We start from the raw sequence: 13,140 nt of genomic DNA, 5'->3' as shown, positions 1-13,140 counted from the left end.
TTGCGATACCGGGCCACCCGGCCGGGTGGCCCGGACGAAAAGGCTTAGAATAAAAATCATGACTTCCGTGACTTCTGAACAGCCGGCCCCCGGCGTGGCCGAGCGTCGCACCCTGGCGCTGATCATGCTGGTGCTGGTGTACACCTTCAACTTCATTGACCGGCAGATTGTCGGCATCCTGGCCGTGCCCATCAAGGCCGACCTGGGGCTGAGTGACAGCCAGCTGGGCCTGATGGGCGGGCTGGCTTTTGCACTGTTCTACACCGGCCTGGGTATTCCCGTCGCCATGCTGGCCGACCGCGTCAGCCGCACCTGGGTGATTACCGGCGCGCTGGCCATCTGGAGCGCCATGACGGCGGTCTGCGGCATGGCGCAGGGGTTCTGGCACCTGTTCCTGGCCCGCCTGGGCGTGGGCATCGGCGAAGCCGGCGGCGTGACCCCGGCGTACTCCATGATCATGGACTACTATCCGCCGGGACAGCGGGCAAGGGCGCTCAGCGCGTATTCCTTCGGTATTCCCATTGGCAGCGCGCTGGGCATCATCCTGGGCGGCGTGCTGGCCAGCATGATCGACTGGCGCTGGGCCTTTTTCACAGTGGGCATGGCCGGGCTGCTGCTGGCGCCGGTGTTCCGGCTGCTGGTTCGCGAGCCGGAGCGCGGGCGCTATGACACCGCTCCGCGGCCTGCCAACCCGCCCGGCCTTCGGGATATCGCCGCGGCACTGTCACGCAAACCGAGCTTCTGGCTGCTTTCGGTGGGCGCGTCCTGCTCGTCGATGATGGGTTACGGCCTGTTCTTCTGGATGCCGTCCTTCATCGTCCGCAGTCATGGCCTGACCCTTCTGGACGCGTCATTGTTCTACGGCAGCATCCTGCTGGTCGGCGGCATGGCCGGCATGTGGGCGGGTGGCTGGCTGGGGGATCGCTACGGCGCGACCAACCGGACAAGGTTCGTGACTATTCCGGCGGCTGCGTTCATTCTGTCGGTGCCCACCTACATCCTGGGCGTGCTCACGCCCACCCTCTGGCTGGCCTGGTGCGTGCTGTTGATCCCGGTCGCCCTGGGGCTGGTCTGGATCGGCCCGGTGATGTCCACCGTGCAGCAACTGGTGCGTGCCGAAATGCGCGCCACGGCCTCGGCGGTGTTCCTGTTCGTCAACAATCTCCTGGGCATTGGCCTGGGGACGTGGCTGATTGGTGCATTGTCGGACATGCTCACGACCCGCCTGGGTGAAGACGCGCTGCGGTGGTCCATCGTGGCCGGCACCGGCTTCTACGTGGCTGCGGCGGCGCTGTTCCTTCTGTCAGCGCGCTGGATCGAGCGCGACTGGGAGGAATGATGGGTACTTCGGCCAGTGAACTGGAGGGGCGGCATGCCCTGGTGACCGGGGCGACGTCCGGCATCGGCCTGGGCATTGCAATGGCGCTGGCACGCCATGGCTGCCGCCTGTCTTTCAGCGGGCTTGGCGAGGCAGAGGATATCGCCGAATTGACCCAGGACCTGGTGGAAGCCGGCGCGCCCGAGGCGGACCACGTGCCGGCGGACCTGCTGGACGTGGCGCAGATCGAGGCCATGGTGACGGCGGCGCAGCGCGCGCGCGGTGCGATCGATATCCTGGTCAACAACGCAGGTATCCAGTTCGTGTCCCCGGTGCAGGACTTCCCCGTCGATCGCTGGGACGCCATCATCGCCATCAACCTCTCTGCGGTGTTCCACACCATCCGCTGTGCGCTGCCGGGCATGATCGATGCGGGGCATGGCCGCGTCATCAATATCGCCTCCGCGCACGCGCTGCGGGCCTCACCGTACAAGGCGGCGTACGTGGCCGCCAAGCATGGCGTGGCCGGTTTGACCAAGACGGTGGCGCTGGAAGTGGCCGAGCAGGGCATCACCGTGAACGCTATTGCGCCGGGGTATGTCGACACGCCGCTGGTGCGCGGGCAGGTTGCCGACACGGCAAAGGCGCGCGGGATCTCCGAAGACGACGTGGTGCGCGACGTGATGCTGGTGGCCCAGCCCACGCGGCGACTGATCAGTGTCGACGAGGTCGCCTCGATGGTCGCCTGGCTGGCTGGCGACGGCGCGGCTTCCGTGACCGGCACGGTGCTGCCCATGGATGGTGGCTGGACGGCACGATGACTGGCATGGTGGTGGGACGGTGACTGACCTCCAGGGGTTCGATTCGCCGGCCCCGCTGCTGCCGGAAGTGCTGGCCATGAACGCGCGTTGGCTGCCAGGTCGACCCGCCGTCATCTTCGGTGAGAAAGTGCTCGACTGGCCGGAATTTTTCCGCCGTACCTGCCAGGTCGCCAATGGCCTGGCCGCCATGGGCCTCGAACGCGGAGACCGTGTCGCCGTCCTGATGAGCAACAGTGACGACATGGTCGTGGCCATGTTCGGCGCCGTGGTGGGTGGTTTTGTCGCCGTCCCCCTGAACACCATGGTCGCCGACCTGGGCCTGGTGGCCATGATCAACGATGCCGGCGCCCGCGTAGTGATCACCAGTGACGACCATGCGCCGCGGTTGGACGCCGAGCGCATCCAAATGGCCAGCGTCCTGGCGGAAGGCTGGTTCACTACCGGGGCGGCCCGTGACGGGTGGCGTGATTTCGCCGGCTGGCGTGCATCGCAGGACAACACCGACCCGGCCGTGCTGCTGCGCGACGACGATGCCTGCAACATCATTTACTCCTCCGGCACCACGGGCCAGCCCAAGGGTATTGTCCATACCCATCGCCGCCGCCTGGACTGGTTCTACGACCTGGCGCTGGCGCTGCGTTATGACCGCGCGGCCGTCAACCTCTGCGCCATCGGGCTGTTCTCGAATATTTCCTGGGTGGGCATGGGCATCAGCCTGCTGGTCGGCGGCACAGTGGTGGTGATGCCGGCCTTCGACGCGGCGGCCTGGCTGCAGGCGGTTGAACGCCATGGTGTGACGCATTCGGCCATGGTGCCGTTGCAGTTCCAGCGCATTGTCGATGAACCGGCATTTGCGGACCATGACCTGTCATCTATCAAGAGCTTGATGTGCTGTGGATCTCCACTGCCGCCGACGCTGAAACTGGAAGTCATGGACCGGCTGGCGCCGCAGTTGATTGAGCTGTACGGCCTGACAGAGGGCGTGATCACCACGCTGGAGCCGGAGCAGGCACGCGAGCGCCCCGACAGTGTCGGCAAACCGCTCATGGGTGTTGACCTGCTGATCCTCGATGACAACGATAGGCCCTGCGAGCCGGGCCAGCCGGGCGAGATCGTCGGTCGCTGTCGCCACCTGATGGCGGGCTACCATGAACGGCCCGACGCCAGCCTTGAAGCCCGCTGGGTGGACCAGGCCGGCCGCCACTGGCTACGCACCGGCGACATCGGTCGAATCGACGAGCAGGGTTACCTGTACCTGGTCGACCGCAAGAAGGACCTGCTGATTTCCGGCGGACAGAACGTCTACCCGGCCGATATCGAGCACGTCATGCTCGGGCACCCGGCCGTCGGCGAGGTCGCCGTGGTGGGCATCCCCTGTCCGCGCTGGGGAGAGACACCGCTGGCGCTGGTCGTCGCAAACGACGAACCCGCCCAGGCCCACGCCCTGCGTGACTGGACCAACACCCGGGTCGGTAAACACCAACGCCTGGCCGGGGTTGAATTGATCGATGCGCTGCCGCGAAACGCCAACGGCAAGGTGCTGAAGCGCGAACTTCGCGACCGTTATCGCCACTGGCTGGGCCAGGCTGATCACCACGAGGAACAGACATGACCGCCACCGAGCACACCTACACTTCGCACGATGGGCTGGAGCTTTTCTATCGCGAATACGGCGGCGGTGACGATACCGTCATCTGCCTGCCCGGCCTGACCCGCAACAGCAAGGATTTCCAGGGCCTGGCCGAACACCTTTCAGGCCGCTGGCGGGTGCTGACGCCGGACCTGCGCGGCCGCGGCCGCTCGGCCCATGACCCGAAGTGGAAGCAATACCTGCCGCCCACGTACGTGCGCGATACCTGGACGCTGATGGACACGCTGGGTATCGAGTCCGCGGCCATTATCGGCACGTCGCTGGGTGGCCTGATGGCGATGATCATGGCCGACCAGCAGCCGCAGCGCATGCGCGGCGTGGTCATGAATGACGTGGGCCCGGAAGTGGCGCCGGCGGCACTGGAACGAATCCTGGAGTATGCGGGCCGAACACCTGCCCAGCCTGACTGGGCCGCGGCCGCGACGCTGGCCAGGCAGAACTACGAAATCGCCTACCCGGATCAGGACGATGCGTTCTGGGATGAGCAGGCGCGCCTGGCCTGGCGCGAGACCGCCGATGGCCAGGTGGCCCCGGATTATGACCGCAAGATTGGTGACGCGCTACGGCACATGGCCAAGTCGATGGGGTTGATTCGGTTCCTGCAAAAGCTTGGTGTGCGCCGTCTCAAGGGCCTTAACCTGTCGCCCTGGGACAACTTCCGCAAGATGACCATGCCGGTCCTGTTGCTCAAGGGCGGCATCTCCGACCTGGTCGCGGAGGAGACGGTGGAAGGAATGAAGGCCATCAAGCCGGACCTGGATGTCGTCGAGGTCCCCAACCGCGGCCACGCCCCCACGCTGGACGAGCCGGTGTCGCGCGCGGCCATCGATGCCTTCCTGGCGCGGCTGTGATGGACAGCGGGGTCTCATTCGACTATTCATGGGGCATCTTTCAAACAGGAGATAGCCCATGCAACTCGGCGCATTTTCCATCAGCCTGGCGGTCAGGGACCTGGCCGCTTCACGCGCGTTCTATGAAAAATTCGGTTTCGAGCCGTTCGCCGGCGACGGTGAGCACTACCAGATGATGCGCAACGGCGACACCGTCATCGGCCTGTTCCAGGGCATGTTCGACAACAACATCCTGACTTTCAACCCCGGCTGGACCCAGCAGTGTGAGACCATCGATGGCTTCACCGATGTGCGCGAGTTACAAAAACAGCTGAAGGCCCAGGGCATCGAATTCGCCAACGAAGCCGACGAGTCAACCACCGGCCCCGCCAGCTTCGTCGTGGTCGACCCCGACGGCAACCCCATCCTCGTCGACCAACACGTGGGGTGACGCGTGACGGGTGACGCGTGACGCGTAACGCGGAGCGTGCCTGGCGGGCGCGCGTGCCCGGGGAGTGGTCGAGCCAGGAGGGGCCAGCGGTTTTCAGTGCGCGGCCTTCCAAGTGGCCTGTATTCTTCGCGTCACGCGTCACGCGTCACGCGTCACGCGTCACCCGTCACCCGTCACGTGTCACCCAGCGCCGCGGCGACGATGTCGCGCGCCTCCTCCTGGATGCGGCGCAGGTGTTCCTCGCCCAGGAAGCTCTCCGCGTAGATCTTGTAAACGTCCTCGGTACCCGAAGGCCGGGCCGCGAACCAGCCGTTTTCGGTGGTCACCTTCAGGCCGCCGATGGCGGCATCGTTGCCCGGTGCGCGGGTGAGCTTTGCGGTGATCGCCTCGCCGGCCAGCTCGGTGGCGGTGACCTGGTCCGGCGACAGGTCTTTCAGGATGGCTTTTTGCTCGCGCGTGGCCGGCGCGTCAATGCGTTCGTACACGGGTGAGCCGAAGCGGGCTTCCAGGTCGGCATAGTGCTCGCCCGGGTCGCGGCCGGACACCGCGGTGATCTCGGCGGCCAGCAGGTCCAGGATGATGCCGTCCTTGTCGGTGGACCAGGCGCCGCCGTCGCGGCGCAGGAACGAGGCGCCGGCGCTTTCCTCGCCACCGAAGCCGAACGAGCCGTCCTGCAGGCCGTCAACAAACCACTTGAAACCCACCGGCACTTCGCACAGGGTGCGCCCCAGGTCGGCGGCGACGCGGTCGATCATGCCACTGCTGACCAGGGTCTTGCCGATGGCGGCGGTGGCCGGCCATTCCGGCCGGTTCGCGAACAGCCAGCCGATGGCGACCGCCAGGTAGTGATTGGGGTTCATCAGGCCCACGCTGGGCGTGACGATGCCGTGGCGATCGAAATCGGTGTCGTTGCCAAAGGCGATGTCGTAGCGGTCTTTCAGGTCGACCAGTCCGGCCATGGCCGCCGGCGACGAGCAGTCCATGCGGATCCTGCCGTCGCGGTCCACGCGCATGAATCGGAAGGACGGGTCGATGGTGTCGTTCACCAGTTCCAGGTCCAGGCCGTAGCGCTCGGCGATGGGCGCCCAGTAGGCGATGCCCGATCCGCCCATGGGGTCGGCGCCGATGCGGATGCCGGACGCGCGGATGGCATCCATGTTGATGACGCCGCCCAGGCCCTCCACGTAGGGCCCGATAAAGTCGTGCCGGACCACGTAATCGGAGGCCAGCGCGCTGGACCATGGCATTAGCGCGATGGAATGGTCGTCACCCGGCAGGTCCTCGCCCAGCGAGGCCATCAGCAGTTCGTTGGCGCGCGCCTCGATCCAGCCGGTCGCCTGGGTGTCGGCCGGGCCGCCATTGGGCGGGTTGTACTTGAAGCCGCCGTCGCGAGGCGGGTTGTGCGACGGCGTGATCACGATTCCATCGGCCAGGCCGCTCTCGCGGCCGCGGTTCCAGGACAGGATGGCGTTGGAGATCACCGGCGTGGGTGTGTAGCCCAGCGACTCGTCGATCATCACCGTGACGCCGTTGCCGGCCAGCACTTCCACGGCGCTCACCAGCGCCGGCTCGGACAGCGCGTGGGTGTCCTTGCCCAGGAACAGCGGCCCGTCGATGCCCTGCTGGCGGCGGTAGTCGGCCACCGCCTGGCTCACGGCCAGGATGTGGGCCTCGTTGAAGCGCCCGTCGCTGGCGCTGCCGCGGTGGCCCGAGGTGCCGAAGGCAACCCGCTGTGCCGGGTCGTCCGGGTCGGGCGCCAGCGCGTAGTAGTCGGTGACCAGGCGAGGAATGTCGGTGAGGATGGACTGCGGTGCCGGCTGTCCGGCCAGGGGGTGTTGGGCCATGTTTAAGCGTCAAACCAGGGCAATTGTGAACGGGCCTTCAATGTAACATCCGCGGATGACCGCTGCGTGATTGCAGTGCCGGAAGCGGCAGGTGTATGGTGCCGGAATGAGTGATCCGACACGAAAAGTCCGCTGGGGCGTGCTCAGCACCGCCCGCATCGGTATAGAAAAAGTCATACCGGCGCTGCAGGCCAGCCGGTATGGCGACGTCAGGGCGATCGCTTCGCGAAACCCGGATTCTGCCCGGGCCGCGGCCTCGGCACTGGGTATTGCCACCGCCCATGGCAGCTATGAAGCGTTGCTGGTCGACCGGGATATCGACGCCATCTACATCCCGCTGCCTAATCACATGCACGTGCCGTGGACCGTTCGCGCGATCGAGGCCGGAAAGCATGTGCTGTGCGAAAAGCCCATCGCGCTGGATGCCAACCAGGCCCGGGCCCTGGTCGACGCGACCCGGTCACGCCCCGACCTGAAAGTGATGGAAGCCTTCATGTACCGGTTCCACCCGCAGTGGCAGGCGGCGAAGGCACGGGTGGCCGATGGTGGCCTGGGCGAGTTGCGTGCGATCCAGTCATGGTTTTCCTATTTCAACGACGACCCGGACAACATTCGTAACCACGCGGCGATCGGTGGCGGAGCACTGATGGATATCGGCTGCTACAACGTGTCCCTGTCCCGCTTCCTGTTCGGGGCCGAGCCGCTGCGGGTGATGGCCACGATGGATCGCGATCCGCGCTTCGGCGTGGACCGGCTGACGGCCGGGGTGCTCCAGTTCGAGGCCGGTACATCTGCGTTTACCTGCAGCACCCAGGCGGCGCCGTACCAGCGAATGCTGGCGGTGGGAACAACAGGGCGGCTGGAGATCGAGATACCGTTCAACGCGCCGCCGGACAGGGCCTGCACGGCGTGGCTTCACGATGGTTCAGGTGCTGAAACGCTGACCTTTGATGCCTGCGACCAGTACACCCTGCAGGGCGACGCCTTCGCGCGCGCCGTGCTGGACGATACGCTGGCGCCAACGCCGCTGGACGATGCGGTGGCCAACATGGCGGTCATCGACGCCTTGGTGCATAGCGCGGAATCCGGCCGGTGGGAATCGCCGACCGCATCATGAAGACGACCCGGGTATGAAACGCTGGGTACCTTTCGCATACGGGTTTCGCCCCTTTTTCCTGCTCGCGGGGGTGTATGCCGTCGTCGCGATCCTGCTGTGGGTGTCGAGCTGGCCGTCGTCTGACCGCGCGTTCTTCGGGCAGCCGGCCATGTACTGGCATGGTCATGAAATGATTTTCGGTTTCATCGGCGCGGCGATCGCCGGTTTCATGCTCACCGCGGTACCCAGCTGGACCGGGCAGAAGGGGTTTGGAGGCTGGCCGCTGGTCGTTTTGACCGTGGCCTGGCTGATCGGGCGATTGGCATTTTTCATGGGCGATGTGTTGCCGCTGGCCCTGGTCGCATTGTTCGAACTGGCTTTCTTGCCCGGGCTGGCCATCCTGATTGGGCCCAGCCTGGCGCGTACCGCCAATCGGAACCGGCCGCTGTTGCTTGTGCTCCTGGCGTTCTGGCTACTGGACGCGGTGTTCCTGTACGGGACCTGGATGTCCCAGCCCATGCTATGCGCAATGGCCCTGCGTGGCGCGCTGGGCCTGGTAATGGTGCTAATCACGGTCATCGGTGGGCGCATCGTCCCTGCATTTACTGGGAACGCCCTGCGTGGATCGGGAATTGAAACAACCATGCGCTCACCGGCTGTTCTGGCTCGTTGCACGATTGCCGCGACGGTGGCCTGGGCGATTGCCGTAGCGATATCACCCGTCGCCATGATTACGGCCGTCATCGCCGCGTTGGCGGCGGGACTGCACGGCGTACGCATGCTGGGCTGGCAAGGAGTGAAGACCCTGCGCATGCCGATAGTTTGGGTGCTTCACCTGGCTTATGCGTGGATACCCATTGGGTTGCTGCTGCACGCGGTATCGATCGCCAGTGGCGTCGCCTGGGCGGGGCAGTGGCTCCATGCGTTGGGCGCGGGAGCCGCCGGCATGATGATTCTGGCCGTGATGACTCGCGCCGCCCTGGGCCATACGGGGCGGCCACTGAAAGTCGGAAAGCGAATTGTCGTCGCCTACATTGCACTGACCCTGGCGGTCGCGGTCCGTGTCTTCGCCAGTTCCACCGGCATGCTGGAATATTCGCCGGCCATTCACCTGGCCGGAGGACTATGGGTGTTTGCCTATGGGCTGTTTGTACTGGTCTACGCGCCGGTGCTGTTGTTACCCCGCGTTGACAGAAAACCCGGTTGACTTCGGTGGCGGTGAAGGACGGACACGTGACCACAGTTTTTCGTGTATGGCGTAGGCCACGGTGTTGACGGCGGGTTCAACCAGGGCGACCAGTCCACCGATGACTAAACTGCCAGTCAGCAGCCAGGCAACAACAAATGCCACGCTGAAGTGTGTCACGGCAAACGTCGCAGTTTTGAGTGTCGTATGCATTGTCGATCGTCCATGGGTCTGAAGCGCGTTAATGCAAATGATAACTATTCTCATTAAGAAGGTCAACTCAATTCGGACGCGGATTCATGGCGTCCCCCCCTGGAGTGAACAACGATGAAACACACTGTACGGTTTTTCCTGCTTGTCACCGCGCTGGTGCCGTGGGCCGCCTGCCTGCAGGCTGGTCAAGTGAATGATGACACTGGTTATCAATGGCCCGGCGGCCAGCGCGCGGCCATCAGCCTGGCCTACGACGATGCGCTGAACACCCAGCTGGACGTGGCCATTCCGCAGCTGGACCGCCACGGCCTGAAAGGTTCGTTCTACGTGGTGCCGGCCAGCGCCGCCATGCGCGATCGCATCGGTGACTGGCGCGCGGCCGCCGCCAATGGTCATGAGCTGGGCAACCACACGCTGTTCCATGCCTGCCGCGGCTCGCTGCCGAACCGTGAGTGGGTCAGCGAATGGTCGGATCTCGACACCATGAGCGTGGAGGAGATCACCGCCCGGGTTGAGCTGGCGAACACCTTCCTGGAGGCCGTGGATGGCCTGAAGCAAAGAACCTTCACCGCGACCTGCTTTGACCAGACCGCCGGCGGCAAGGTCTACCTGGACGCGATCGAGCCGATGTTTATCGGTATCAAGATCGGTGGTGGGGCGGTGGTGCCCGACATGGCCACGCTGGACCCATACCGCGTGCCGGTGACAGGCCCCGTGGACATGAGCGGGGAAGAACTCATCGCCATCGCCCGCCAGGCGGCCGAGCAGGGCACGATGGCCAACTACACGTTCCACGGTATCGGTGGTGACCACCTGTCGGTGTCGGCGCAGGCCCATGACGAACTGCTGGCACACCTGGCGGCGAACCCGGATGTCTACTGGGTCAGCACCTTCGTCGACATCATGACCTGGGTCACGCGCGACCAGGAGTAGGGATGGTCGCGCCATCGCAGACGCTGTTAACATGACCGCCCCGGCTCAATCTCCACACGGATAACACACATGAAAACGAGTCCAAAGACCACGAATACCCTGAAAATGACACCGGTTTCCGCGCCGCGCTCCACCGGCCTGTCATCCTGGCGCGGCTGGCTGCTGGCGGCCACGACCGCGTTGCTGGCCGCCTGCGGCGGATCCGGCTCCGAACCGGCCGCGAGCCCGGCGCCGCAGCCCGCCCCGACGACACAGGCCGAGACCACCGGGGCCACCGACATCACCAACGAAGCCGTGCTCGAGACCATGCGTCGCGCCACGCGTTTCATCCGTGAGAACCTGGCCGTCAACGGCGGTTACGTCTGGGCCTACGCCGCCGATGGCTCGCGCCAGTGGGGCGAAATGGAAGCCTACCCGCAGATGGTGTGGATCCAGCCGCCGGGTACCGCCACGGTGGGCCATGTCCTGCTCGACGCCTACCACGCCACCGGTGACGAGTACTTCTACGAGTCCGCCGCCGAGGTCGCGGCCGGCCTGATCGGCGCGCAGCACCCCGCCGGCGGCTGGAATTACCTGCACGACTTCGCCGGCGAAGAATCCATCCAGCGCTGGTACGACACCATCGGCAAGAACGGCTGGCGCCTGGAGGAGTTCCACCACTACTACGGCAACGCCACCTTCGATGACGCCGGCACCTCCGAGGCTTCGCAGTTCCTGCTGCGGATGTACCTGGAAAAGCGTGAAGCCGTGTACGAGGCCCCGCTCCAGAAAGCCATCGATTTCGTCCTCGACAGCCAGTACGACAACGGCGGCTGGCCGCAGCGTTTCCCGTTCGTGGAAGACGCACCGGACCTGCACGGCCTGCCGGACTACACCCGCCACATCACCTTCAATGACGACGTGGCCGACGAGAACATCAAGTTCCTGCTGATGGTGTACCAGTCACTGGGCGATGAGCGCGCGCTGGAAAGCATCAAGAGCGCGATGGAAATCTTCCCGGCGACCCTGCAGCCCGCGCCGCAGGCCGGCTGGGGCCTGCAGCACACGGTGGACACGCTGGATCCCATTGGCGCGCGGTCCTACGAGCCGACGGCGCTGGTCACCTCGTCCACCGCGGGCAATGCCGCGCAGATGATGGACTTCTTTGAGTGGACCGGCGAACGCCGCTTCCTGGAGCCCCTGCCGGAAGTCTTTGACTGGCTGGAATCGGTGCGCCTGGCACCGGAGCAGGTGGTCATGACCGGCCGCGAGTACCCGACCTTCATCGAGATCGGCACCAACAAGGCGATCTTCAATCACCGTCGTGGTTCAAATGTCATCAACGGCGAGTACTATCACGACTACAACCCGGACAACCCGATCCGCCACTACTCGCAGTGGCGCTCGGTGAACCTGGACGGCCTGCGTGAACGCCACGCCCGATTGATGGAGACGTCACCCGAAGACATGCGCGCCAACTCGCCACTCAACCGCCAGGACGGCTTCGCGCTGCCGAAGTACTTCAGCGTCACCAGCCTGGAGGTCTCGGACCTGAACTCGAACATCGGCGCCGTGGCCATTGACCGGCCGGATGACGAGCGTATCCGTGAACTGGTCGACGGCCTGAACGAGGCCGGTTACTGGCCGACGCCGCTGCGCGCCACGTCCAACCCGTACATCGGTGACGGCCCGGCTGAGCCGGCCGAGGGCGACTTCGGCGGCACCCACGTGGGTGATGCCTACGACACGTCGCCGTATATGACCGACGATCCGGAAACGGGTATCTCCATCGGTACCTACATCCAGAACATGAGCGCGCTGATGCAGGCGTACGACAGCCGCCAGTGAACCCGCGCGCCGGCATCGTCGTACGGCTGCTGGCGCTCCTGATTGGCCTGGGCGGTGGTCTTCCCGCCGCCCGGGCCAACCTGATCGAGACCTGGATCGCGAGCTTCGCCGACAGCGAGATCGAGTTCCAGCGCGGCACCACCGATGTGCCGTTCCTGCCGCTGGCGTATATCGACGCCCAGCATTACGACGACACCGAGCTGCGATTCGAGTCGGGCGAGACCCGCAGTGTCAGCCAGTCGACGTTGTCCCAGGCACTGATGGCGCCGTTCCTGGTCACGCCGCGTGATGCCGTGCTCGTTGGCGAGTGGGTTAGCCATGCCCGCTTCGAGCCGGAGGCGTCGCCGGCGTTCGATGTCACCTCGGTAGCGGTGCCTGTCGGCTGGCTGCGACAGGTCAACACGGACTGGCAGGTCGCGGCTTTCGTCATGCCGCTGGGGCACCATTCCGACCTGCCGGCGGGCGGCTGGACGCTGGAGACCATGGGCGGCGTGTTCACCCGCAAGGTCGAGTCGGAGCGCTTCTGGTGGACCGCCGGTGCGTTCTTCGACGTGGGTGAGGGCGATGACCTGTACCTGCCGTATTTCGGTGCGTCGTGGACCCTGAACCAGCACTGGACCGTGAGCGCCATCCTGCCCTGGCCCGCGTTGTTGTGGTCGCCCAACCGCGACACGCTGTTCCGCCTGGGTGCGTCACCGTCGGGCACGTCCTGGCGTTTGTCGGACAATGGCCGCGACGTGTCCATGGACCTGTCGACCTTCGATGTTGGCCTGAGTGTCGGGAAGCGGTTGTTCGGCAACATCTGGGGCAAGCTGGAGGGTGGGGTCGGTGGCTACCGTGGTCTGTCGCTCAGTGGTGGCGACTGGGAAGGTATCGAGACCCCCAGCGAGCAGTCGGCCTATCTGCGTGTCGGCATCGAGTTCCGCCCGTCGTTCTGAAAGGCGATAATGTAGGACCATGCAGAATTCAT

At 65.3% G+C, this 13,140-nt stretch carries 12 protein-coding genes; 10 read left to right on the top strand and 2 right to left on the bottom strand.

Going from position 1 to position 13,140, the window contains the following annotated elements:
* Nucleotides 1-58: 58 nt before the first annotated feature.
* Genes F3N42_RS06000 through F3N42_RS05980 form a run of 5 tightly spaced genes read left to right on the top strand, consistent with a single transcriptional unit; the run spans nt 59 to nt 5,071 of the window.
* Entirely contained in the window at nt 59-1,339 is a 1,281-nt protein-coding gene (locus F3N42_RS06000) for a spinster family MFS transporter (RefSeq protein WP_224784759.1), read from the top strand.
* Entirely contained in the window at nt 1,339-2,139 is an 801-nt protein-coding gene (locus F3N42_RS05995) for a 3-hydroxybutyrate dehydrogenase (protein WP_150863484.1), read from the top strand. The genes F3N42_RS06000 and F3N42_RS05995 overlap by 1 nt, the downstream gene beginning before the upstream one ends.
* Before the next feature lie 19 nt (nt 2,140-2,158).
* Nucleotides 2,159-3,751, top strand: a complete 1,593-nt coding sequence (locus F3N42_RS05990) for a class I adenylate-forming enzyme family protein (RefSeq protein ID WP_224784758.1) — start codon at nt 2,159-2,161, stop codon at nt 3,749-3,751.
* Nucleotides 3,748-4,641, top strand: coding sequence for an alpha/beta fold hydrolase (locus tag F3N42_RS05985; protein ID WP_150863482.1), 894 nt, complete (start codon nt 3,748-3,750; stop codon nt 4,639-4,641). Before F3N42_RS05990 ends, F3N42_RS05985 begins: the two co-directional genes overlap by 4 nt.
* A 58-nt stretch (nt 4,642-4,699) precedes the next feature.
* Nucleotides 4,700-5,071: a VOC family protein gene (locus F3N42_RS05980; RefSeq protein ID WP_150863481.1), complete on the top strand. Its 372-nt coding sequence runs from the start codon at nt 4,700-4,702 to the stop codon at nt 5,069-5,071.
* Between the two features lie 173 nt (nt 5,072-5,244).
* Here the strand turns inward: F3N42_RS05980 and pgm are convergent, their stop codons facing one another.
* The gene (gene pgm, locus F3N42_RS05975; RefSeq protein WP_150863480.1) at nt 5,245-6,915 is read right to left on the bottom strand and encodes a phosphoglucomutase (alpha-D-glucose-1,6-bisphosphate-dependent); all 1,671 of its coding nucleotides are present in this window, start codon (nt 6,913-6,915) and stop codon (nt 5,245-5,247) included.
* A gap of 106 nt (nt 6,916-7,021) precedes the next feature.
* Here pgm and F3N42_RS05970 point away from each other — a divergent pair, with 106 nt between their 5' ends.
* The gene (locus F3N42_RS05970) at nt 7,022-8,032 is read left to right on the top strand and encodes a Gfo/Idh/MocA family protein (RefSeq protein WP_150863479.1); all 1,011 of its coding nucleotides are present in this window, start codon (nt 7,022-7,024) and stop codon (nt 8,030-8,032) included.
* 13 nt (nt 8,033-8,045) lie between these two features.
* Nucleotides 8,046-9,218, top strand: coding sequence for an NnrS family protein (locus tag F3N42_RS05965; RefSeq protein ID WP_191621256.1), 1,173 nt, complete (start codon nt 8,046-8,048; stop codon nt 9,216-9,218).
* Here F3N42_RS05965 and F3N42_RS05960 read toward each other — a convergent pair.
* Nucleotides 9,189-9,410 carry a DUF2061 domain-containing protein gene (locus tag F3N42_RS05960; RefSeq protein WP_150863477.1) on the bottom strand — a complete coding sequence of 74 codons (222 nt, stop codon included), beginning with the start codon at nt 9,408-9,410 and terminating at the stop codon, nt 9,189-9,191. The genes F3N42_RS05965 and F3N42_RS05960 overlap by 30 nt on opposite strands.
* A gap of 114 nt (nt 9,411-9,524) precedes the next feature.
* On the opposite strand from F3N42_RS05960, the gene F3N42_RS05955 reads away from it, so the two are divergent.
* The 3 genes from F3N42_RS05955 to F3N42_RS05945 all read left to right on the top strand — a co-directional run bounded on the left by F3N42_RS05955 (nt 9,525) and on the right by F3N42_RS05945 (nt 13,108).
* Nucleotides 9,525-10,343, top strand: coding sequence for a polysaccharide deacetylase family protein (locus F3N42_RS05955; protein ID WP_150863476.1), 819 nt, complete (start codon nt 9,525-9,527; stop codon nt 10,341-10,343).
* A gap of 69 nt (nt 10,344-10,412) precedes the next feature.
* Nucleotides 10,413-12,170: a pectate lyase gene (locus tag F3N42_RS05950; protein WP_224784757.1), complete on the top strand. Its 1,758-nt coding sequence runs from the start codon at nt 10,413-10,415 to the stop codon at nt 12,168-12,170.
* Nucleotides 12,167-13,108 (top strand): hypothetical protein, encoded by a 942-nt coding sequence (locus F3N42_RS05945; protein ID WP_150863475.1) that lies wholly within the window; start codon nt 12,167-12,169, stop codon nt 13,106-13,108. The genes F3N42_RS05950 and F3N42_RS05945 overlap by 4 nt, the downstream gene beginning before the upstream one ends.
* The last annotated feature ends 32 nt before the right edge of the window (nt 13,109-13,140 follow it).

The sequence above is a fragment of the Marinihelvus fidelis genome (assembly GCF_008725655.1).
In the GTDB taxonomy this organism is placed as follows: Bacteria; Pseudomonadota; Gammaproteobacteria; order Xanthomonadales; family SZUA-36; genus Marinihelvus; species Marinihelvus fidelis.
Note: the sequence above shows the minus strand (reverse complement) of the source record. Positions and strands in the feature narration are given on the sequence as shown.